The organism is Imperialibacter sp., from assembly GCF_040222815.1.
Classification (GTDB): Bacteria; Bacteroidota; Bacteroidia; order Cytophagales; family Cyclobacteriaceae; genus Imperialibacter.
This window is the reverse complement of sequence record NZ_JAVKCH010000057.1, coordinates 545962-570256: the sequence shown is the minus strand read 5'-3', so window position 1 is coordinate 570256 and position 24295 is coordinate 545962. Positions and strand designations below refer to the sequence as shown.

The following is a 24295-nucleotide window of genomic DNA, read 5'->3' as shown; positions in this document are numbered from 1 at the left end:
TGCGCTCACCCGGCTATTTGTTACTGCTACGCCTGCCCAGCCTCTCACCTGGCTTACCTTCCAGTTCCCTGAACTACTCCAGCCAGCACCTCCCATTTGGTCGTAGATTTTAACCAGCGCTGTCGAGTCAGACGTTAGCTCATCCGACTTTAGTGTCTTCACTTCCAGCGTGTCCGAATAGTTCGTCTCAACAGTACCGGTGAATGCCTTTACTCTCAGAAAGTAGCTCGTGGCATGGTAAAGCCCCGTTATCACCACCGTCGTGTCTGTCGTTTCCAGTGGATTATATCCAGTTAATGGTATGGCAAACAAGCCATCTGTTGCTACTTCCAATCGGTAAGCGTCTACCCCAGCCAAGGAAGACCAGTTGGCCGTAAAGCTGTACGTGGTCACATTGCTGGCTGGAAGCACTGCTGGCCTTGGGTTTAAGGTCTGAACTACAATGCTACCTGCCAGGGGGCTCACCACATTGTAGTTGATTGTAGCGCCGGTTCCGTTGTAAGAAAACACGTCATAAAATAGCTCTTCCCCTATAGCCACACTCACTGTATCGCTAAAACTAAGTCCTCCGCCAGACTGAACCACAAACTGCTGGCTGTATACTTCGTTATAGGCATAGGCAGTCCCATCCAACGGCGCCGTGCCGGCTACGCCTGTTAACCGCCTCAATACAAGGTAGCCTGAGGCATCTGCGGACACTGTAAATGCACCGCTTATTACATTGGCGCTACTTTGTGTCAGTACCAGCCCTGTGGCCTGCTCTACAGGAGTGGTTGCGTAGGTTAGAATACTCGATGTGACAGGATTGACACTATACACCGTTTCGGCTCCGCTTCCATTATAAGCGTATACTTCGTAGGTATAGTCAGTCTCCGTTAACAACCCGGTATCAGTGAAGCTTGTGCCAGCTCCTGCCAGAACCACTATATTGTCAGCAGACGGGGCTGACCCCTGGATTAACGGTGTTCCCGCAACAGGTGTATAAGAACCTGCGCTGCTTAGCTTTCTGAGCACTACATACCCAGCCGCTCCTGACCCTGCAAAAGATCCTGTCACTGCATTGGCCTTATCTTTCGACACAACAAGCCCGCTCACCGCCGACGGCACATTGGGATAGGTTAGAATACTTGACGTTGCAGAGGTAAGGCTGTAAATTGTGTTGACACCACTTCCATTGTAGGCGTACACCTCGTACGTGTAATCAGTTGCGGTGGCCAGGCCCGTATCTGTGAAGGAAAACAGAGCGCTTACCTGCACAATAAAGTTGCCTGCGGCAGGAATTGTTCCCTGTGTCAAGGCAATTCCATTCTGAGGCAAATAGGCAGCAGAAGATGTCAATCTTCGAATAACGACATAGCCTTCAGCTCCTGACGTTGGAAAATTACCGGTGACATCATTTGTCGAATTTTTTGCCAATGTGAGACCGGTTGGTGCTGTTGGTGTAACCACAGTTGTCACTACCAGTGGATCACTTATCACGCTGATGCCTGTAACCAGGCCGAACGCCACGGAGAGACTCGCATCGTCCATCGAAAATGTCAGCGGAGTACCAGTTCCGGTAGCATCAGCTCTCGAATCGGCTATAAAAAAGAAGTATTTTCCTGCTGCGTACAGGGGCTCATTGGTGAGATCAAACGAAGCATTGCCGGCTGTCACTTGAGCTGGCGAAATATTCACATTATCTCCGGTAGTAGTGAGGCTGTTGTCGGTTGAAATAACCAGTTTAAAGTTTTCCAGATTCGCCTGTGGGTCTTCCGAAAAATTGTAGGTAATCGCAGTCAGCTCTGCATACTGATTGGCCGCAATAAGCGCTTCCAGCAATACAATATCAAGGGAGCCAATTCCTACAGTAACATTCGATCCGGTATTGTTCTGGATAGTTGCGCTGAAGATGGGGCCAGCTTTAAACGTTATCGTAGGGCCACTGTAGGTAAACGGATCTAATGTTCCTGTTGAAAAATCAAGCCCGAGTTCGGACGAGCCGAAGCTAATACCCGGTTGGGTAGGGTTAGCTTCTATCTTTGTATCTGCTACCAGGAAAAGGTAATGATCGGCGACGATTAGTACCTGGCCAAACGACTGAAACTCAATATCTGTAATCGACAAAAATGGACTACTGCTCAACAACACATTGTCGCCCGATGTGGAGAAAAACTCATCCACAGAGTGATACAACCTGTAGTTTTGAAAGCTTTTACTTAGATCTACATTGGAAGTAAAAGCTGCTCTTGTCAACGTGGTTCCAGTTGTGATATTAACTGCCAAACCGCCCAGGACGACATCAGAAGTACCATTGTTCACCGCCGCCAGGGGTATTTCGCCATTATTGGCAGTTACTACAAAAGGGCCTGGTCCCACCTGAATTTCATAGGCACCAGCGTCGACCTGAGCATTTGAAATACGGGGATTGCCCGCCAAATCCAAAGGCAACACTTCAACAGTATTCGCATCGTTGTCGACGTCAAGGTCGTCAAGCGGAAGGAAAGAGATATCGCCGAAATCCTGTGCTGAAGACCCACTTTGGATGGAGAGGTCTCCCGTGCCCGGCGAGGTGAAAAGGGGATCCGCCACCGATATATTGGCAGCGTTAATTGTTCCTGCAAAGCCCGAATAATCTCCTATGTTCCAAGAATCCACAACCGAGTTGGAAATGTCAAGATTGGAGCCGTCGTCAATAATATTGATCTGACTACCTGCATTAGCCCAAAGAATACTGTTGCTAATGACAGCGCTGGAAACAAAGCCGCCGGAAGAAACAACTGCTACTCCATCGCTACTGGATGAAGTGGTAAATGTTGTTTGAGTTAAGATCACACTGTGATCAGATGAAGCCGATTTAAAATAAATCCCAGCACCCGGATTCCCAGAGTTATTGTAGAATCTCCCATTTGTGAGGGAAATGTCTGAATCGAGGGATCCAATGGCTCCCCCATTCAGGCCAAACGCACTATTCGTATCGAAATCGACACTGACAGCCAGTAGAGAAGATCCGTTCGAAAGATAAATACCGCCGGCTTCCCACGCTGTGTTGTTGTTAAAATAGCTATTCGAAATCTTAATGATAGCATTGTCGGCATAAATAGCCCCTCCTGTTCCAAAATTGGTCACCGAGTTAGAAAGAAATGCCGAATTTTCAATAGTGACCGAGCTATTAGCTGCATACAAGCCGGCACCGAAATCGTTCTGATTCAGTTGAATGATGAGGTTGGCCAAAATTGGATCGGCCCCTCCTTCGATCTTAATGCCTCCGCCATAGTTATCGGTTCCAAACTCCCCACTACCGCCTCTAACAGTAAAACCGTCAAGCCATGCATTGTTGCCAGAGCCTCCAATATAAACGACAAGGTAACTGTTCAGAAAATTAGGGGAGTCTCCATCAAGAATGGTAATATTAGCTTCCGGGTCTCTTTGTGAAAGACTCGACTCTGTTCCATTGAAACCACCATAAACAGACGTCCCCGAAGGTATCACGAATGAAACTGAGGGGTCGTCGCCACTAGGATAATAAGTGCCTGCGGCTACCCAAATCTGAGAGCCATCAACAGCAGCAGCCAGTGCGCTTTGCAAATCGGTGAAGGCGTCTGCCCAGGTGCTTCCATCGTTATTTCCCACCGCATTCACATCTACATAGGAGAACAACAAGGGATCGGGGTTGCCCTGGTGTTCAAAAGCACCCAAATCTACTGTAAAGTTGTAGTATCTGGGGCTCTTTCCTAAATCGTATGGTGCATACTCCAAAAAGTCTGCATTCTGGTCCTCATCAAATATGTCGATATAGAAAGGTTGTTCAAGAACAAAATTATCGCCGGCATCGATAGCTGGTGATGCCAGCAAAAGGTGATAGTCCTGATTGGCCGAATTGATAAACAGGGGATCGGTGAGGTAAATGTTGCTTTCAGTCTCAGCGGCATAAGCCGTATTATCCCAATCCTCCACTATGGAGTTTTGGATCGTAAACGCTCCGCCGTCATTAAAGTTTTTCAAACTACCTGCCTGTGCTACCGAAGTATTCCCCCAAAAAATTGAGTTGTCAACTTGGACAGTTGCTCCTACGAAGAAGTTCAGAGCGCCTGACCCGTCATTCGAAGCATTGTCAGCAATGGTAGAATTGACCACGATAGAGGTAGACAGGGCATCGACGACAATTGCCCCACCGTAGTCATAGGCAAAGTTACCCGCAAATAGATTCTGAAAAGCTTCAAAATAGCTTTCCTGAAGATATATACCCCCGCCAGTTGTAGCTGTTGTTCCATTGTTGAGGAACTTATTATAGTAGCTTACAGAGTTGTCAACGAGGTTCGATCCATTCATATAGAGCCCACCACCTGAAACAGCCTCATTGTATTGAAAAACGCTGCGGTAGATGAACGGCTCCGAGTTGAGCAAATAAGCACCTCCTCCAGTGGTGGCCTGGTTGTTCTGGAAATGACTATTAAGTACTGTTACACTAGTGCCCGTGATATAAGCACCACCGCCACTTGTTCCGGCATAATTATACTCAACAAACACATTATTAATACTAAATTCAGCCGTTGATGAGTAGATTCCGCCACCATCGCCGGCCGCATTACCCCCGCTTATTGTCAGACCATCTAGGTAAACCCCAGTCACGTTGCTGACGATAACGACGTTATTTGAGTTGTCAGAAATAAAAGAAAAGTTGAAGTCATCGTCGCCGTTGAGGTCACCACTTAAAACCGTCTGCGACGGATCTGCGTACCTCTCACCAAGGCTGCCTTCAGTGCCATCAAAACCACCAAAAATACTCAGATCGTTTTGAGTGATCACGAACGAAAGAGAGGTGTTGCCCGCATTGATCCCATCAGGCCTGTATACACCGTTGGCCACCCATATCTGGTCACCGTCTACAGCAACTGAGAGAGCGTCCTGCAAGTCTGTGTAAGCGTCGATCCAGGAAGTTCCGTTATTCAATCCGGATGCATTGTTGTTTACATAAATGGTTTTGGGGGGACAAAGCTGTCCTGCATCCGAAATAGACCATCCGTAGCCGGAAGTAAGGGTCATGTAGGCAGAGGTTGCCTCGCAGTAAGTTAAACCATTCGCTCCCAGAGTTACGAATGACATTGGAGTCTGCGCCGCCCAACCAGTCAATGTCGCATCGAAATTAGCTGTAGAAATCGCTGTGTTATCCAGCATATTGGCCATACTAGCCACACTTGAAATGTTCCAGTTACCAATATCTCCATTGAAAGAAGTAGCTCCACTGAACATATTGTCCAAACTTGTAACATTCGTCAAATCGGGAGCGTCAGTTGCGTTGTAGGTGAGGTTGGTACAATTAAGAAAAGCGGACTCCATGCTAGTCCACACAATATCTCCCCACTGCTCAATCGTCGTGATTTTATCCTTTTCGGCCCCTGAATTAAAATAAATTCTAGGGAAATCTCCCGTAATCTCAATCTGATAGGTATCCCCATTGGTCAACCCTGTTATCTGGTAATCGCCTGTTTGCCCTGTTATCAAACCATCACCCTGAAATGCCGTAGTAAGGTTGGCCCAAGTGATGTCATAGTTGTAGCCCGAGCCGGTCGTGGGTACAGTAATGGTACCATCACTGGTTACCCATGTAGTTACAAATGGCTTTTGGCCTGCATAAGAGGTCACCCATTCCGTGCCTGCCATATTATTCAGGTCGCCATTCAAGCCATTGCCCGACAAATCTGGCAACACTAGCCCCGTGGTTTCATCAAAACGGTAGTAAACCAGCAGGCCCGTCTCAGCTCCGGTCAACTTTGCGTAGCAGAAGTCGTTGATCTCCGTTAGTGTGCGTTCATCGTCCCAAATTCTCACTTCGTCGATGCTTCCTTCGATATTGAATGTGCCGCCAAATCTGCGGTCACCGATGTTTAAACGACCAAATGCGTAAGCTGGTATGCCTAAGGTATTAGACCCCGTGTCAGTATCGTCGATGCCATCCACATAGATGGTGCCATCGTTGCTGCCACGATAGACAACTGCCACCTGGTGCCACCTACCATCGTTGTAGGATCCATTGGTTTTCATAGTGCCACCATTAACAATGAGTCCAATTTGGTTGGTGGTTACTAATTGTTGGATGGAATATTGTAACTCAGAAGTTCCCCTTTCAATAAAGACCCTATTCCCGGTGGCATTTGTTTTGAACCAGAATTCAATTGTGAAGTCCCCTGCCGGTGCCGATATAAGGTTGTCGAAGGTTTCGACATATTGGGTCCCGGTAAAAGTCAAGGCATTTCCCTGCTTTACCATAAACCCATTGGAAACATAGTAAGTGCTCTCAGTCCCTCCTCCAAAATCTGTCTTTGCCCGATAAAAATATTGCGTGCCTGGTGTGAGCGTGACGGCGATATCAACCCCGCCTAATATACCTACACTGATATCCTGTCCAGAAGGCAAAAATGAGCCAAATGCCGGATCTGTGGATACGTCAACAAGGAGATCTACTGCGCCTGGCGGTGCGACTAAGTTAGGCGTAAATCCCGCAGCAGTGACGTTTGTGGCGTTGTAGATAGCTGGTGGAGCTATTGTGTTCATATACAAGGCAATCCTTCCTCCATTGAAGTCATCCGTTCCCGTCATCAAAAGGTCGAGGTCACCGTCGTTGTCATAATCACCCCAATCAGCAGTACTATAAAGATAGTTATCAACTTTTATCCCGGAATTCACATAAGTTCCAGAATTGTTGATGTAGATAGTTGTTGTTGGGTCATTGGTTTCGCCAGATCCATTGATAACAAGGTCAAGATCTCCGTCGCCATCATAATCACCCCAGGCAAATTCTCCTTCTGCATTCTCCAGCAGCCCTGCATTACTGTCCACAAAAGAACCAGCATCATTTCTATAGATAATTGGGGCGTTGTCGACGCCGGATCCAGAAACAATCAGGTCGAGGTCTCCATCATTATCATAATCACCCCAGGCCACTTTACCAAAGGACTTTCCTTCAAGTCCTGCCACGATATCTGTGAATACGCCACCATCATTTCGATAAATTGTGGTAATTGAAGGCCCGCTATCTGGATTACCACTACTTACAAGGTCAAGATCTCCATCGTTATCATAATCTCCCCAAGCCACGCCACCCTGGTCTACAGCCGTTAAACCTGCGTTATGATTAACGAAAGTTCCCGCATCGTTTCTGTACAAATTCGTGGAGTTAACTCCTCCATTCGAATTTAGTCCTTGGACAATAAGATCCAAATCGCCATCATTGTCAAAGTCACCCCAATCGGCTTCGGAGTTGTATACACCTTGAAACGGGCCACTTACCACTTCAAATGTTCCGGAATTGTTATTATAAAGAATGGCAATAGGAACTCCTTCTGTATCGCCATAGCCGGTTAGAAATAAATCCAAGTCACCATCATTGTCATAATCTCCCCAATCGACACTACCCTCATAAGCCGCGCTAAGTGATGCCCCTATATCTTCAAAATTGCTTCCGGAGTTACTAAAAATCTTTGTGATTACTGCACCATATTCAAAATCCCAACCACTCACCACCACATCAAAATCACCATCTCCATCATAGTCCGCCCAACTTGCCGATCCGTCTACAACACCTTCTAAGTTCGTTGATTGTTTGATGAATGCTCCTTCGAAGGGGCCCGTCTCAATTGTGAAAGACAGTGTATATGGAACTGCCGCTTGGGTAGAAAGGGCAAGTACACCATCTGTTATGGTCACCGTTACTTTCTCTCCAGCAAAAAAATCAACGTCAGGATTTATCGTAAGACTTGTTGTGCCTCCGCCAGAGTACACCGCAGAATGAAGACCGGACCTGCTTCCCATGACCCGGATATTGGTAGCGTTTAGTGTTGTACCATCTAGAGTTGCATCAAAAATCAGAATGATATCATCACTCGCTACAATATTTGTTTCGTTAACAAATGGCGTTGTGGTTGAAACTGACATCTGCGAAAAAGCCTGCGAAAAAGGCAGTAAAATGACACACGCTACCAACAGTATCCTGGTAGCAGGAAAAAGGCGCTTCTGAATAGGCATAATAAACCCAGTAGAAATAGTGAAAAACTAAAAAGAATGAAGTTGGCCCGACGCTCGATTTAAGCATCTTCGAAAAAAGAATTGCATATTATAGCTGGAGGGTATCATAATATAATTGCTTCAAGGACAATTATCTCTGAAGCTTTCAAGTTTAAACTTAACTTCAAAAGTTGACATAAACTATTCCGGTCATTGGGTTTCATAGTAAATATTTTTTGCGATTAGCATCATTCTACTGCCAAATTGTCCCGTTTTTGCACGTCTCCAAATCCGCTAAACGACAAATGTCTCTCTGTGCCTGTTTTTCAGGCTTGTCGAATTAGAGAAATCCTATTTTTTTTTGAGATTTTTATATTTCTATGTTGTAACTTGTTCGGTTAAAGCAATCAACCTAAATCTGACGGTTCATGAAGACCCACATTTTGATTTTTAAAGGCTTTCTGATTTTTTTTATGGCGTTGGCATTTCTGCCTGCATCAGCCCAGTATAAGTTTGACAGTAAGCCATTCAAAAAAACTTTCGAAAAGGCGAAAAAAGCGTACGATGATTATGACTACCCTACTATTCTTGATCTCGAAGCCGATCTTCTGAAGTTCTCCGAGCCTAAAAAAGACACCCTTACGGCCCTGGTTTACTCGTTTTTGGGTGAGTCCTACGATGTGGAGGGCGACCCCATGAAGGCCTATGATTACTACAAAAAGGAATATGCCCTACGACAATCCATTCAGGATAAGTCAGAATACAATTATGGCGGTTTGTTGTTCAACCTGGCTTTCTATGCCATGGGGCTTGGCGACTATCAGGAGTCTGAAAGGCTGTTTTTGGAGCTGGCAGAGGAAGACAAAAAGACCTACGGCAATAAAAGCGAGGAATACGCAAGGACTGTGAAAAACCTCGCTGACCTCTACAAGAGCATGGGGCGCTTCAAAGACAGCGAAACCACGCTTAGAAAACTAATGAGAGAAATTGATCGTGACAATCCCAATTATCCTTCAGTAGTCACCAATCTCGCCATTTTATACACCGCCACCGGAGAATATTCAAAATCGGAGAGGACTTTCGAGCAAGCGCTGGAGTTGCTGGAAAATAGTGTTGGAAGCGCCTCGCTTGATTATGTTGTTGCATTAAGTAGCTTAAGTTATCTCTATCAGTCAGCAGGCCGCTATTCAGAAGCTGAAGAAACGCTTACAACGGCCAACTCAATTCTAAACAGGCTCCAGGGAGAAAACGAGCAGGTAAAGAGCCTGATTTATAATTACACGGGAACCGTTAAATTCAGAATGGGCCTTTACGATGAAGCCGTTAACTACTTCACACAAGCGCTAAAAATAGATTCAACACTGTATGGGACGGAGTCTCCTTTGTATGCCTATTCTCTTGATGCCCTTGGGTCTGTCTACAATTATATGGGGAATCACGGCCAGTCCATCGAAGCATATGAAAAGGCAATGCAAATTATAGGCGATGTTATGGGTGCTGAAAGCTTCGACTACTCCTACACTCAGGCCAACCTGGCACTTGCGTATATCAACGATGGCCAGTTGGAAAAGGCTCTCAGCACAATGACTGAAGTACTGGCCACTGATAAAGCCGTATTAGGAGAAGGTCACCCAGACTACGCCAATAGTGTACACAACATGGGTAATCTTCAGTTCAAACGAGAAAACTATAGCGAGGCCGATAAGTATTACAGCGAATCTTTAAGAATAAGGAAGAGAGCTTTGGGTGCCACTCACCCAAAATACGCAGAAACGACGAATAAGCTAGCCATCCTCAAGTGGGCTCAAAAAGACTCAAAAGGTGCTGAAGCCTTCTACAAAGAGACATTTGATAACTTCTTCACCCAGATCAACGCTTATTTCCCCATCCTTAGCGAAGACGAAAAAGCTACGTTCTACTATACCAAGTTAAGAACTGCCTTTGAAGAGTTTAATTCTTTTGCCATTGACAGGTTCAAAGACAATCCCGCTCTTATTGGCGATATGTACAATATTCAGCTGGCTACGAAAGGCTTGATTTTATACGCCACCAACAAAGTGCGTGAAAGCATCCTTAACAGCGGTGACACGGTGATCATCAACAAATACCAGGATTGGATAAGCCAAAAGGAAAAGATTGCCAAATTATACTCTTCCAATGATGAGGAGCTAGACATCAGAAATCGAAAAATTGACTCCCTGTCCAGCATTGCTAACGCCCTGGAAAGGGAATTAAGTACAGCTTCGGCTGCCTTCTCCAATACCTTTGTGAAAAAAGACTACACCTGGCAAAATGTACGAGACAAGCTTAAACCTGGAGAAGCGGCCGTAGAAATTATCCGTTTTAGAGAATTCAAGCCCGATTCAAGTGGCGTTTTTACTGACAATATATACTATGCGGCGTTAGTTGTTCGCAACGACACAAAGGACAACCCTGATTTGGTAATCATAAGAAACGGCAACCAAATGGAAGACCGCTACCTGGCCAACTATAGAAACGCCATTCGCTACAAAATTGAAGAAGACTTTTCATACGGGCTATTCTGGAAGCCCATCGCTAACAAACTAGAAGGTGTCAAAAAGGTGTATTTGTCTCCTGATGGAGCCTTTAATCAAATCAGCATCTACACCTTGCGAAACCCTGACACTGGCAATTACACTCTCGACGAAATAGAGATTCAGGTAGTAACCAATACCAAAGACCTGGTGGAGGAAAGAAAAGTCTCAGCCTTTCAAACTAAGGACGGCAAAGCGGTGCTCATAGGGTACCCCAACTACAACAAAGGTGCCTTCGAAGACATCAAAGCTGAAGAAGCCATTGCTTCCAGCGTCGTTGCGGATGCCGCTGAAGGCGGTGCAGATAGTAGGGGTGTGCGGGGAACCAGAGGTACTCGTGGAACACGGGGGTCGAGAGGCACAGATGGCGAAGAAGCTGTTAGCCGTGGTCTAACAAGAGGAGCCTCCAGAGGCCTGCCACGAGGAATCCGGGGTAATCTCAATCGCTACATAAACAGTGACGACCTGCTTGCGCTTCTCCCGGGAACAAAAGTGGAGGTGGAAAAAATCAACGCCCTTTACACGTCGAGCAAAACTTCTTCGGAAATTGTTCTGGGAGACAATGCTATCGAGACATCACTTAAGAATGTTAGATATCCCCGTACTTTGCATGTAGCCACGCACGGGTTTTTTCTTGAGGATCCCAAGCCTGAAGAAGCTATTGATACTAAGTATATTGAGAACCCACTTCTTAAGTCAGGTCTCGTGTTTGCGGGCGCCAACAGTTTTCTGGCGACCGGCGAAATGACTGACGACGACGGAATTTTAACCGCCTACGAAGCGATGAACCTCAACCTTGATGGTACTGAGTTGGTGGTGCTGTCTGCGTGCGAAACGGGGTTGGGCGAGGTGCAAAATGGAGAAGGCGTCTACGGCCTCCAGAGGGCTTTTAGAGTGGCGGGTGCCAAAAGTATGATCATGTCGATGTGGACGGTGGATGACGACGCCACGCAAGAGCTCATGACTCACTTTTATGAAAATTGGCTAAAGACAGGAGATAAACATGCCTCCTTTATTAATGCGCAAAAGTCGCTGAAGGAAAAATATCCAGAGCCTTATTTCTGGGGTGCCTTTATAATGGTGGGCGAATAAAACAGTTCTAAAAGAGCTTAAGCACCCTTCGGCCTCATACCGAAGGGTTTTTTATTTGAACACAGACGGATGCTGAAGGTGAAAATCCGTCAACCCCTGAATTTCTGACCCAAAGGCAACCAGCTTGTCCTCTTCAAATAAATGACCAACCAGGGTAAGGCTTGTCGGTCTCTTCTTGTCATCGAAGCCAGTTGGAAAAGCCAACGCCGGGTGCCCGGTAAGATTTGTTATCAGCAACTGGCGGCTGAACGTGGGTGCGATGAGTATGTCAACGTCAGCGAGAACCTCGTCCATCTTGTCCATCAACACCTGCCTGTGCCTATTCGCCTGAAGGTATTCCACGGCTGGTATAAACCTTGATTGTCTCAGTGAGTTAGCTCTGGAGCCGCCCGCCTGTTCCACCATCTTATCAACATCATGGCTTCTCACCAGCTCGTCAAAAAAAGCGCCAGCCTCCGCCCTAAGAATCACGTCAAAAGAGCTGTAGGGAATTGAATCCTCAGCAGGCAATTCAATCTCCTGCATTTCATAACCTGCCTCCATTAGTCTATTGAGTATGGCAATCGCATTTTTTCCCAGCTCTGTGCTGTCGTTCTCCATCATGCCCTTCAAATAACCCACTCGCAGCGATTTGGCCGAGAGCACCGCCGGATGCTGCAGCCGGACATCCTCGACAGTAAGATCGAGGTTGTCAGGTCCCATAATGGCCTCTAACACAATGGCGCAATCCATGGCTGTTTTGGCAATTGGCCCCGGCTTGTCCATACTCCAGCTCAGGCTCATGCAGCCGAATCGGCTCACCCTTCCAAAAGTGGGGCGCAACCCGGTCACACCACAACGGGACGATGGGCTAACAATGGAACCGAGCGTTTCCGTACCAATACCAAATGCCACCAGCCCCGCAGCCACGGCCGATCCCACTCCGGCCGAGGAGCCACTGGCTCCCTGCGTGGTATCCCAGGGGTTTTTCGTTTGCCCGCCAAACCAAACGTCGCCACGGGCAAGAGCGCCTGATGTGAGCTTTGCCACCAGCACAGCCCCAGCCTCGTCAAGCTTTGCTACGACGGTAGCATTGTAATCCAGCTCCTGATGCTCGTACGGTTTTGAACCCCAGGTGGTGGGGTAGCCCTGCACAGCAAACAAATCCTTGATGCCGTAGGGTATGCCATGCAATGGGCCCCGGTATTTACCTTCGGCAAGCTCTTCATCCATTTTTCGAGCCTGAGCCAAAGCAAGCTCCTCGGTTACGGTTATCACTGCCAGCAGTGTCGGGTCGTATTGCTTAATCCTATCGAGAAACAACTGAGTCAGCTCAACTGAAGAAACCTTTTTTGCTTTGATTAGCGCAGCCAGTTGCTCGACACTTAAAAAAGCCAGCTCTTCATTAGAAACTGCGTTTGGGTTGGTTTCTACAGACCAATCTATTTTTTTGTGCTGTTCTTTCGAGTCCACCCGATAATTGGTGGTAAAAAGCAGGGGCGGCACAACTGTCTCGGGCAACCGAAGATTTCTCATCAATTCATAACCTGTCAGGTTCCTTTCCAGATAGCTGAACATAGTGTCCACATCGCCCTTGCCAAATTGCAAACCGATAAGCTTTTGTGCGGAGCCTATGTCCTTCCTGGAAAAAGGGTGCTTCGAAGCGACAAAAAATCCGCTTCCAAAACTTAAAACCAGCAGCAGCAGCAAAACGACTCTTCTCTTCATGCAATATTTTTTGAGAAGCTATAGAAGTATCTCAACGGCACCAACAAATTTTTTAGGAATGGAATCCCACACACCATTTTCTTCGGGTTCTATTTATATAGTTATATTTGTTTCGCTGTCAACTCAGTAGCTGTTAATGATTTCAAAGAAAACCAAGTATGCACTTAATGCGCTGGTTCACCTGGCCAAAAAATTCGAGCAGGGCCCGGTACTAATTAGTCATATCTCCGAGCAGGAAAACATACCTCAAAAGTTTCTTGAGGCTATTCTTCTTGACCTGAAAAATGCCGGTATATTGGCTAGCAAGAAAGGCAAGGGCGGCGGATACTACCTGATTAAACCCCCTGAAGAAGTGAACGTAGCTGATGTTATGCGTTTGCTTGATGGTCCTATTGCGTTACTTCCATGCGTTACTTACAAATATTATGAACGCTGCGAGGAGTGTAAAGACGAGGAAACTTGTGGTATCCGGGATGTATTTATGGCTGTTAGAAATGAGACCGTTCACATCCTGAAGCAAAACACCCTGGCTTCCATTATCGAAAAGGAGTCGGTTCAAAAGTGATTTTTTTCTTTGTCCTAAAGTCTACTAATTTGGTATAGTTTATAGATTTTATAATATTTGCCCGCTTATTCGGAAAATATGGGGCTAGATGCATGGTTGGTATTGGGCGTGATAGTAGTGGCAGTGCTGCTATTCGTCACTGAGTTCTTCTCAATCGACGTTGTTGCGCTACTCATATTGTCTTCACTGGTTCTTCTGGGTATTATCAGCCCTGAAGAAGGGGTGGCTGGCTTTGCCAACCCTGCCACCATTACCGTGGCTTTCATGTTTGTTCTCAGTGCCGCTCTGCTCAAGACAGGTGCGCTTCAGCTAATGACACCCAAGCTTGCCGGCCTGTTCAAATCAAATTACCTTTTTGGGATGATCAGCCTCGTGCTCTTTGTCGGGTTCACTTCGGCTTTTGTAAACAATACGCCAGTTGTGGCAGTATTTATCCCCGTTGCCGTGCAGATCGCCCACACCAGCAACATAAGTCCCTCCAAGCTGCTCATTCCAATCTCCTTCGCTTCCATCTTTGGGGGTGTTTGCTCTCTAATAGGTACGTCTACCAATATTGTCGTATCAGGTGTGGCGATGAAAAACGGACTGCCCGAGTTTGGTATGTTCGAAATGTCTCCCCTTGGTCTGATCTTTCTCGTGATTGGCACATTGTATATCGCCTTCATTGGAATAAAACTTCTTCCCGACCGATCGGTGGCCGAAGGATTCAAAAGCAGTGTTTCTTTCCGGGACTTCCTTACTGAAATAGAGTTAAAAGAAGATGGGGCTTTCACTGGCCAGCGTATCATGGATAGTCCAATAGTAAAAGAGCTTGAAATGGACATCCTTGAGGTGCGGCGCAATGGGCAAAAATATGGGCTGCCCCCCGGCGATATGGTTTTGCTGTCGGGCGATGTGCTAAAGGTGCGGTGCAATGTTGAGAAGATCAAAGGGCTGAAAGACCTGGTAAAGATTCAATCGCAATCTGCCGTAAGTATTGGTGAAGAAGCGCTCAACAACCAGGGTATGACGCTGGTGGAGTTGGTCATCACTTCTCAATCCAGTTTTGAGGGAAAAACTCTCAGAGAGATCGACTTTCGCAGGAGCTACCGGGCGGTTCCCCTGGCCATTCGCCACCGTGAAGAGGTGCTCCACGAACACCTGCATGAGGTAGCATTAAAAGCTGGAGACGTTATCCTTGCGGAAATAAAAACCCACCACCTGACTGAGCTCAAAAAGCAGGAAACTCACCACGAAAGCCCTTTCCTTATCCTTTCAGAAGAGGGTGTGATGGACTTTAAAAAGAAACGATTCCTTTTTGTGCTGACAATTATTGGCGCCATTGTGTTTCTGGCAGCTTTTAATCTCGTTAATATAATGATTGGAGCTATTGCAGGTACGGCGATACTTGTGGTGTCTAAATCAATCACGATGAAGGAGGTATACCAGGCCATTGAATGGAAAGTGGTCTTTCTGCTGGCTGGTGCCCTCAGCCTCGGTGTGGCGATGCAAAAAAGCGGCCTCGCTGCCGTCATTGCAGGGTCGCTGATTGATTCGCTGGGGGAATTTGGGCCAATTGCCATCGTGTCGGGTCTTTATCTGGTTACCGCTCTATTGACCGAAATGATGTCCAACAATGCCACAGCAGCTCTTTTGGCCCCAATTGCCATCGTAACAGCGCAATCGCTAGGGTTAAGTCCTACACCTTTTTTGATGGCTGTCACGTTTGCTGCATCGGCCAGCTTCATGACTCCGGTGGGCTACCAAACCAATACCATGGTGTACAGTGCAGGTGGCTACAAGTTTACCGACTACTTTAAGGTAGGCTGGCCACTATCTCTGGTGTTCTGGATAGTAGCCAGCATCCTGATCCCCATTATTTTTCCCTTCTGAAAAGCTACTTTTTCAGATTTTTCTCGAATAGCTCGTAAATTCTCCGATACTCGTCGGCCCAGCTAGAAGCCTCCACAAAGCCGTGATTCTCCACCGGATACAACGCCATTTCCCAATCCCTTTTACCCAACTCAATCAATCTTTGCGACAGTCGAACGACATCCTGAAAGTGAACGTTGGTGTCGACCATGCCATGGGCAATGAGCAAAGGCTTTTTCAGGTTTTCCGCATAATAAATCGGTGAGGATTTGCGATAAGCGATGCTATCCAGCACGGGGGTGTTCAGGATATTAGAAGTGTAACCGTGGTTATAATGAGCCCAGTCGGTAACAGAACGCAGACCGGCACCAGCAGCAAAAACATCGGGCTCGGTAAACAGCGCCATCAGCGTAATAAAGCCACCATAAGAGCCGCCATAAACGCCGATCTTGTCTTTGCTCACGTTGTGCTTCTCCACCAGGAACTTGGCTCCATCCACATTGTCGGACAAGTCCCAACCCCCCATAAACCGATAGATAGCAGTTCGCCAATCACGGCCGTAGCCTGCACTGGCCCTGTAGTCAATGTCGAGCACTGTGTATCCATTGTCTACCAGAAAGTTGTGGAACATATACTCACGGTAATAGCTGCTCCACCATTTGTGCGCATTCTGTAGGTAGCCTGCTCCATGCACAAAAACTACCGCCGGGCCATTGGCTGTTGGGTTAGCTGGCTTATAAAGCCTCGCCGGCACTTCAGTGCCATCCCTGGCTGTGAAAGTAGTGAACTCGGGAGTTCTCCAGTTATATGCGTCGAATTCAGGCGTAGTTGACGAGGTAATTTTCTTCATCGCTGCCCCAGGTTTGTTCGGCATCAAGTACAACTCCCAGGGCTTATTGGCTGTTGAAAACAACATGGCCAGGTTCTTCTCGTCTGGTGACAGTGTGACATCGTTGCTTCCCACCTGTGATGTAATTTTCACGGCCTTACCTCCCTCCAACGGCAATTTGTAAAAGTGCCTTTGTCCGAAGTCTCCCTCATTGCTGCTGAAATACCACGACTTCTTGTCTTTGGATAAGCTTACATCGTACACCTCATATTCTCCAGCCGTTAAAGCCTTTTTGCTTTTGCTATCTACATCCAATACGTACAAATGTGAGAACCCAGTTTCTTCCGACTGAAACCAAATCCTTTTGTTGTCAGGCAACCAGCCAATGTCACCAGGAGAATACATTGACCAACCCACGCCGGGGCCGCCTACCCAGGCCTCATCCCTTTGCCTATCCAGTAATGTATTCGATCCGTCTTCAGGGTTCAGCAAAGTGATCCACCTGTCTTTGTTGTCGACCGACCGATACACCATCATTGCCTTCGACCCGTCGTCAGACCAGAAAGGGCCAAAGCCGAACACTTCTCTTTCGAAAGCCTTCATCGTGTCAAGCTTTGGATAGTCGGCGTAAAAATCGGGCTTGTCTTTGATCCCCGGTAAATCATTGGTTTTCACCTGCATCACCTTTCCTGTGGCAGGCATAAACATCCAAACTTCCCTTTTCGATAACTCGGAGCCCACTTTTGTTCTCGTATTGATTGGTTCCGTGTAGCCTGATTCAGCTACAAACTCAGGCACCATGGTATTGTGGGTATTGTCCGCCGATTTAAAAAGAACATAAGAAATGACTTTGCCATCGGGACTCATTTGAATACCTGACACACTTTTGCCCTCAAGGTAAATTTCCTTTGGTCTGCCTGCTTGATCTGCCTTTCGGATTTCCTTTTCCAGTTCATCTTCCTCATGGCGCTGCTTCACAATCTGCGAAAGCCCCAGCTGATCATTTTTTAGCCATTCATCTTGTTCCGATAGTTTTTTGGGCTTCTTTGCAGAGCCCTCTTTAAAGTTGGTAAGTTGGGTGATAACGCCCGTTGAAATGTCCCAGGAGAGCAGGTTGTTATCGAAGGTAAAATGGATGGTCTTTTCATCCGGGCCAAAATAAGCATCCGACTCCCTACCTGCTGTATTAGTCACCTGAGTAGTTGCTCCACTCTTCAGATCCAGAACAAATATGTCCCCACCTTTTTCGTACAGCTTTTTGGTCATTGCCTTATTGTACGTGCCTCGTCTGGACGGAAGAGCCCGTCTCTCCTTCGGAGTTACCTTCACGGGTCCATTGGAGCCTACGACGTACTTATATAGTGAATCGCTCGGGTTCTTATCAGGATTCCAGTCGAAGTAAATTGTCTTACCGTCTTCTGACCACCATAGGCTGGACGGCCAGTAGCCCGTGAAATCTTGGCCCTGCATGATCTGCGGAATGGAAAGGGAAGACTGGGCGGTGGCTGCTGACGACAGAGCCAGCAAAAGGACAACAGTGTAGATTGGTCTCATTGGGTCAATATTATTTTGAACAATTTTCACCTTATTCAAAACTTTTGAAAGCAGCCTTACACAAAAGGCGCAGCCAGGGTAAAATAAAACAAAGTCGGCTGCCATGCAGTCGACTTTGTGATCTTCAGAATAAATTTAATGTAAATGCTGAATCGGTTGGTTTGAGTTAACCAACAATCCTCATGTGTTAGATGCCACCTACGAACGTTCCACTTCGTCCGTCAGAATCGGTCCATGAGCCAGCGATATCCCCACCTTCGATGGTGCCGGTGACAGTCACCACATCCCCGTCGCCCTGGTTGATGCCCAGATAAATGTCGCCATCCTCGTTGGCAAAGCCATTAATCGCCGATGAATCATCGCTGCCATTATAAATGCCCATCGCTTTGCCGCCCGCAATATTCAAAGTCCAGGTACCAATAACGACACCGCCGCCTTGTGCCGTTCCTTCATAGTCATTGTCAAAAGCTCCAGTGGCAATAGCACCAAGGGCTGTACCCGTTTCTTGTGTTGTATCGAACCAAATTACCGTGACGTTGCCATCCGCAATACTGCCCTGCGCAGTCAGCACAGTTCCTGTGGCAAAGGCAGAGCCGATTGATAATTTTCCCTCGCTATCAACATATCCAGATATCAGGCCATTGCCGTCTCCTCCGCTGTAAGCACCTGTCGCCTTTCCCTTGCTGATTGTCAGCGACCAGGAAGCGGAATACATATCGTCAGAAAAAGCAATCCCGTTGTAGCTGCCGTCAAAGCTTGTCACCTCTATTGCTCCGGAAAGTTCCCCAAACTCCACATCGGAGTTTGCCCAGGTTCCCGATACTGCACCGTCCTCTTTAATAGTGATGACCGTCTCTGTGGTAGATCCGTCGTCGTAAGTGATGTTTACTTCAAGCTTGCCCCCTTCGTAAACAGTGCCTGTGTAAGTTGTACTTCCCGTGATATAATCGAAAGAGCCGCTGGCCTGCCCCTTGTTGACCAGCATAGTCCAGGTGCCAATTTGAACCCCTTGCATGGAAAAAATCCCATTATAGCTTCCATCAAACTCCAGGGACGCTAATGGGGCATCGTCCTTATCGCCACAACTGATAATGGCAAGAATAAACGCCAGGGAAAGCGCAAGTTGGGCAGTTGCAATAAGTTTTCTCATAATCGCTCAGGTTAGAAATAATGTTACTAAAACTCATAGGTGATAACCGAAGTCTTCAAAAAAACCAGCGTTGCACTTTCGATTTCATCCAGCATCTAAGATACTCCTAAATTTTCAATAAAATAAAAAGGCCCGCTGCTAAGCAACGGGCCTTTCTTCATGTGTTTTTGTAAGTGCTACATGGGGACACTCATTCCTTTGTATTTAAACGACCCGCCATGGCGCTCCACATCTCCCGAAAAGGCAAGACTTCTTCCCCAGGGCCCATAAAATCGGGCCACGGCGTTTTCCTTGCCCCGAATAGATATAAATATGGTGCCGTTACCATAGCCAACTGAGCTTGTTTGAATGGTGACGAATAAGTTGTTGCCATTTTTACTCTCGTTGACCTTATAGTCTAGTATTCGACCAACAACCGTAACGCCACCAATGCCGTTGTAGCCTATGCCGTAGGGAGAGGCAGTTTGCATAATAACTCGGTCTCCCTCAATGGAAACAAAATTATTGGCCGTGGCCATATACTGTCGGCTTTGTCTGTCAAGGAGGAAATCGGCGTCTATGAGGAACGACCGCTCATTCACTACTTCTTTGAGCTCAGTCATTTCCTGATCCCTCTCTAACTGTTTAAGTTCTTTTCTATCAGCCTTGGAAAGTTTCTCATTGTCATCAGCCGTTTGGCTATAAGCCGGTACTACTAAGATCAACAATCCAAGCACCGCTAAATTCTTCAACTTCTTCATAGCTTCTAATTGTTTAGTACAACCTTATAACAATCAAAAGCGATGCCACTCGTACCTTTTTAGCAATTTTTAACATTTGTGGGAGGAATCACATCCACCTCCAGTTCTTTGCAGTTCGCCACAAAGGCGAACCACAAAGATTGATGGTGATCAAAAAACGAGGATCAGTCTCAGCGGAGGTAATAGCTAACAACAGAAGCATTACGCCCAGCTGACGGTTTAGACTCAAATGAGGTTAAAAAGCAAACCATCCCTACAACCAGTCCCAATAAAATCAAAAAATATCTTCGTTTTCTCATAACACCATCAATGACACAATTGGAAATAAAAGGTTGGTGCCGTCTTAAAAAAAATTTTAGGCGGAGCTAAGCTGCATACTTTCTCGAATGGAAACTCCATTTTTTCTACCTTTACCATTATGAGCAAACCCGAGAAAAAACTTTTCCTGCTTGACGCAATGGCCCTTATCTACAGGGCCCATTTTGCCTTTAGCAAAAACCCAAGAATAAACTCAAAAGGCATGAGCACAGGAGCCATTCTTGGCTTCACTAATTCGCTGCTCGAAATCTTAACTAAGGAAAAGCCTTCTCATATTGCCATCTGCTTCGATACTGCTGCCCCAACCTTCAGGCATGTGCAGTACGAGCCATACAAAGCTCACCGGGAAGCTCAGCCGGAAGACATTTCTATAGCCATTCCATGGGTAAAACGAATGGCCGAGGCCTATCGGATTCCTGTTTTGGAGCTGGATGGCTTCGAGGCCGACGATATTGTTGGAACATTTGCCAAAAAAGCCGGGCATATGGGATTTGAAGTCTTCATGATGACGCCCGATAAGGATTACGCTCAGCTTGTGCAGGAGCATGTTTACTTATACAAGCCAGCTTTCCTGGGTAATTCAGTGGAAATTCTGGGTATCCCTGAAGTGCTGGCCAAATTCGACATTGACAATGTGGATCAGGTGCGTGATTTGCTCGGCTTACAAGGCGACTCCGTTGACAATATACCCGGCATACCTGGTGTGGGCGCCAAAACAGCCTCCAAGCTTTTAAAAGAATTCGGCACTGTAGAAAACCTCATCGCCAATACTGATAAACTTAAAGGCAAGCTTCAGGAAAATGTGATCCAGTTTGCTCAACAAGGTGTTTTGAGCAAAGAATTGGCTACCATCCACTGTGAAGTGCCTATCGAGTTTGATGAGGAGCTGTTGCGTTTTAAAGGGCCTGATGAGGAAAAACTGAAGGGAATATTCAATGAGTTGGAATTCCGAACCCTCACCAAACGTATCTTCGGCGAGCCTAAAAAGCAGGAAACGGGATCGCAAATGGATCTTTTCGGTGCTCCGGCCCCGGTAATCAGCAACGAGAGTTTCGAAGACGAGGAGCCTGCTGAAAAGAAAACGGCTTTTACGGAAGTGCACGACTATCACCTCATAGACACTCCCGAGTTAAGGAAAAGTCTCCTCAAATATCTGCTTTTGCAAAAAGAGGTCTGCTTCGACACCGAAACCACCAATATTGACTCATTTGAGGCGGAGCTAGTGGGCATCTCCTTTGCCTATGTAGTTGGCGAAGCCTACTACATCCCCGTGCCGGAAAAGTTTGAGGACGCCAAGAAAATAGCCGAGGAGTTCAGGGAGGTTTTTGAAAGCGAAACCATTACCAAGATTGGCCAGAACATCAAATACGATATGACGGTGCTCAAGAAGTATGGCGTTGAAGTGGCGGGGCCATTGTTTGATACCATGCTGGCTCACTACCTGGTCGATCCCGACACCCGTCACAACATGGATGTGCTCGCCGAAAACTACCTGAACTACAGCCCAATTTCTATCGAAACCCTTATTGGGAAAAAAGGCGTGAAGCAGGGCACCATGAGGGATGCAGATTTGGCAGCCATCAAGGAATATGCCGCTGAAGATGCCGACATCACCTTGCAACTAAAGGAAAAGCTTGAGCCTGAGGTAGAAAAATACGGCATGAAAAAACTGCTGGACGAAGTAGAAGGTCCGTTGGTGAAAGTGCTGTCATACATGGAGTACGAAGGCGTCAAAATTGATACCGATGCTTTAAGCCAAATGTCGGGTGAGCTGGAGAAGGCCAGTAAAATAGTAGAAAAAGAAATCTATGAAATTGCTGGAGAAACATTCAACATTGCTTCTCCCAAGCAGCTGGGTGAGATACTTTTTGACAAACTCAAGCTGATCGACAGTCCCAAAAAGACAAAGACCGGCCAATATGCTACTGGGGAAGATATCCTTTCAAAGCTGGCGAACGAACACCCCATCGCCAACAAGATCCTGGAATTCCGGGAGTATCAAAAGCTGAAGTCTACCTATGTAGATGCCTTGCCGCTGATGATCAGCAAAATAGACGGAAGGGTACATACCGACTACCGCCAGGCGGTGGCGGCCACAGGGCGACTGAGCTCAAACAATCCAAACCTGCAAAACATCCCGATAAGAACCGAAAAGGGTCGGGAGATAAGGAAGGCCTTTATTCCACGAGAAGCAGGCTACAAAATATTTTCTGCGGATTATTCCCAAATCGAGCTGCGCATTATTGCCGCTTTTGCCAAAGACGAAAGTATGATTGAGGCCTTTAAAAACGGCAGGGATATTCACTCAACCACTGCTGCCAAAATCTTCAAAAAGCCATTGGAAGAAGTGGACTCCGACATGAGGCGCATTGCCAAGTCGGCTAACTTTGGTATCATCTACGGAATTTCGGCTTTTGGTCTGGCGGAAAACCTAAGTATTTCCCGTACCGAGTCGAAAGAGATTATTGATGCATATTTCACTGAGTTTCCAGCAGTAAAACGCTACATGGATCATATTGTGAACGTGGCACGTGAACAGGAATACGTAACAACCATACTGGGGAGACGTCGCTACCTGAGAGACATCAACTCCCGAAACATCACCATTCGTGGTTTTGCCGAACGAAACGCCATCAATGCACCTATCCAGGGGAGTGCCGCCGATATTATAAAAATCGCCATGATACGCATACATGACTGGCTTATCAAGGAAAAAATGAAGACTAAGATGATCATGCAAGTGCATGATGAATTGGTTTTCGATGTGCATGAAAGTGAGCTGGATGTAGTCAAAGAAAAAGTGGTGCATTTTATGGAAAATGCCATTTCCCTTGAAGTACCTTTGGAGGTCGGCACCGGCGTAGGCAACAACTGGCTGGAGGCACATTAAGACCTTGCGAGGTCGTCCGTGACCGGTTAGTTGAATGCTGGATATCGATCACCTTTTACAAAAAAATAACAACCTAGAAATACCATAAAACATGGAATTGACCATTCCCTCTATGAGCGATATCAAGCGGGCCCACACCCGAATCGCTCGCCACATCCTGCAAACTCCTGTACTCACTTCGCATAGCATTGACGAAATGGTTGGTGCCAGTGTTTATTTCAAATGCGAAAACTTCCAGAAGGTTGGGGCTTTCAAAATGAGAGGGGCCGTAAATGCCATCTTTTCCATCGTTCCTGAACACCGGACCAAGGGGTTTGCCACACACTCATCAGGAAACCACGCACAAGCTGTTGCGCTTGCTTCTAAAATGGCTGGCGTAAAAGCCTATATCGTTATGCCCAGCAATTCGGCCGAGGTGAAGAAAAACGCTGCTATCGGCTACGGTGCTGAAGTCATTTTTTGCGAGCCCACTCTGAAGTCAAGAGAGGACACATTAAAGAAAGTAATAGCTGAAACAGGAGCAACATTCATCCCTCCTTACGACGACCAGGCTATCATCGCCGGCCAGGCTACTGCCGCCAAAGAGCTGATGGAAGAGGTCGTGGATTTGAATGTAGTAATGGCCCCTGTAGGTGGCGGTGGCTTGCTAAGCGGCACCGCCCTCGCTTGCCATTACCTCTCGCCGAAAACTGCGGTTATTGGGGCCGAACCTGAGTTAGCAGACGATGCCTATCAGTCGGTGAAGAAAGGCATGCTGATGCCTGCTAAGCCGCCCGTGACAATTGCCGATGGCCTGCGAACAAGCCTGAGCCCGCTTACCTTTGAGATCATCAGAAATCACGTTAAGGAAATCGTCACCGTTTCGGAAACTGAAATTGTCGACGCCATGCGCATCATTTGGGAGCGTATGAAAATCATCATCGAACCTTCATGCGCCGTACCCTTTGCCGCTTTGTTGAAAAGAAAAGAGGAATTCAAGGGGCAAAAAATAGGCATTATACTCACCGGTGGCAATGTTGATTTGGAAGATTTGCCGTTCGGTAAGTCGTTCGCCAAATAAT

10 protein-coding genes are annotated in these 24295 nt (G+C 46.8%); 5 read left to right on the top strand and 5 right to left on the bottom strand.

Annotation, left to right across the window (positions count from 1 at the left end; all coding sequences use genetic code 11):
- On the bottom strand, window positions 1-8004 hold an 8004-nt coding region (locus tag RIF36_RS28415; protein WP_350121809.1), incomplete at its 3' end, for an FG-GAP-like repeat-containing protein.
- Between the two features lie 407 nt (window positions 8005-8411).
- On the opposite strand from RIF36_RS28415, the gene RIF36_RS28410 reads away from it, so the two are divergent.
- Window positions 8412-11630 (top strand): CHAT domain-containing protein, encoded by a 3219-nt coding sequence (locus tag RIF36_RS28410; RefSeq protein ID WP_350121811.1) that lies wholly within the window; start codon window positions 8412-8414, stop codon window positions 11628-11630.
- A gap of 51 nt (window positions 11631-11681) precedes the next feature.
- On the opposite strand, the gene RIF36_RS28405 is transcribed toward RIF36_RS28410, so the two are convergent.
- Entirely contained in the window at window positions 11682-13337 is a 1656-nt protein-coding gene (locus RIF36_RS28405) for an amidase (protein ID WP_350121813.1), read from the bottom strand.
- A 136-nt stretch (window positions 13338-13473) separates the two neighbouring features.
- Between RIF36_RS28405 and RIF36_RS28400 the strand changes: the two genes are divergently transcribed.
- The gene (locus RIF36_RS28400) at window positions 13474-13902 is read left to right on the top strand and encodes an RrF2 family transcriptional regulator (RefSeq protein ID WP_339791050.1); all 429 of its coding nucleotides are present in this window, start codon (window positions 13474-13476) and stop codon (window positions 13900-13902) included.
- A 78-nt stretch (window positions 13903-13980) separates the two neighbouring features.
- Window positions 13981-15774, top strand: a complete 1794-nt coding sequence (locus RIF36_RS28395; protein ID WP_350121815.1) for an SLC13 family permease — start codon at window positions 13981-13983, stop codon at window positions 15772-15774.
- 4 nt (window positions 15775-15778) lie between these two features.
- On the opposite strand, the gene RIF36_RS28390 is transcribed toward RIF36_RS28395, so the two are convergent.
- The 3 genes from RIF36_RS28390 to RIF36_RS28380 form a co-directional block, all read right to left on the bottom strand.
- Window positions 15779-18136, bottom strand: coding sequence for a prolyl oligopeptidase family serine peptidase (locus tag RIF36_RS28390; RefSeq protein ID WP_350121817.1), 2358 nt, complete (start codon window positions 18134-18136; stop codon window positions 15779-15781).
- A 187-nt stretch (window positions 18137-18323) separates the two neighbouring features.
- On the bottom strand, window positions 18324-19286 hold the full coding sequence (locus RIF36_RS28385; RefSeq protein WP_350121819.1) for a hypothetical protein: 963 nt from the start codon (window positions 19284-19286) through the stop codon (window positions 18324-18326).
- Between the two features lie 176 nt (window positions 19287-19462).
- Entirely contained in the window at window positions 19463-20026 is a 564-nt protein-coding gene (locus tag RIF36_RS28380; RefSeq protein ID WP_350121821.1) for a DUF4251 domain-containing protein, read from the bottom strand.
- A 418-nt stretch (window positions 20027-20444) separates the two neighbouring features.
- Here RIF36_RS28380 and polA point away from each other — a divergent pair, with 418 nt between their 5' ends.
- Both polA and RIF36_RS28370 read left to right on the top strand, forming a co-directional pair.
- The gene (polA, locus tag RIF36_RS28375) at window positions 20445-23234 is read left to right on the top strand and encodes a DNA polymerase I (RefSeq protein WP_350121823.1); all 2790 of its coding nucleotides are present in this window, start codon (window positions 20445-20447) and stop codon (window positions 23232-23234) included.
- A 91-nt stretch (window positions 23235-23325) separates the two neighbouring features.
- Window positions 23326-24294 (top strand): threonine ammonia-lyase, encoded by a 969-nt coding sequence (locus RIF36_RS28370; RefSeq protein WP_350121825.1) that lies wholly within the window; start codon window positions 23326-23328, stop codon window positions 24292-24294.
- Window position 24295: the final 1 nt, after the last annotated feature.

What these genes read in the sequence shown, in the direction of transcription:
- polA (WP_350121823.1), top strand. Translation starts at nt 20,445, where the DNA reads ATGAGCAAACCCGAGAAAAAACTTTTCCTGCTTGACGCAATGGCCCTT.
- RIF36_RS28405 (WP_350121813.1), bottom strand. Translation starts at nt 13,337, where the DNA reads ATGAAGAGAAGAGTCGTTTTGCTGCTGCTGCTGGTTTTAAGTTTTGGA.
- RIF36_RS28385 (WP_350121819.1), bottom strand. Translation starts at nt 19,286, where the DNA reads ATGAGAAAACTTATTGCAACTGCCCAACTTGCGCTTTCCCTGGCGTTT.
- RIF36_RS28410 (WP_350121811.1), top strand. Translation starts at nt 8,412, where the DNA reads ATGAAGACCCACATTTTGATTTTTAAAGGCTTTCTGATTTTTTTTATG.
- RIF36_RS28380 (WP_350121821.1), bottom strand. Translation starts at nt 20,026, where the DNA reads ATGAAGAAGTTGAAGAATTTAGCGGTGCTTGGATTGTTGATCTTAGTA.
- RIF36_RS28400 (WP_339791050.1), top strand. Translation starts at nt 13,474, where the DNA reads ATGATTTCAAAGAAAACCAAGTATGCACTTAATGCGCTGGTTCACCTG.
- RIF36_RS28390 (WP_350121817.1), bottom strand. Translation starts at nt 18,136, where the DNA reads ATGAGACCAATCTACACTGTTGTCCTTTTGCTGGCTCTGTCGTCAGCA.
- RIF36_RS28370 (WP_350121825.1), top strand. Translation starts at nt 23,326, where the DNA reads ATGGAATTGACCATTCCCTCTATGAGCGATATCAAGCGGGCCCACACC.
- RIF36_RS28395 (WP_350121815.1), top strand. Translation starts at nt 13,981, where the DNA reads ATGGGGCTAGATGCATGGTTGGTATTGGGCGTGATAGTAGTGGCAGTG.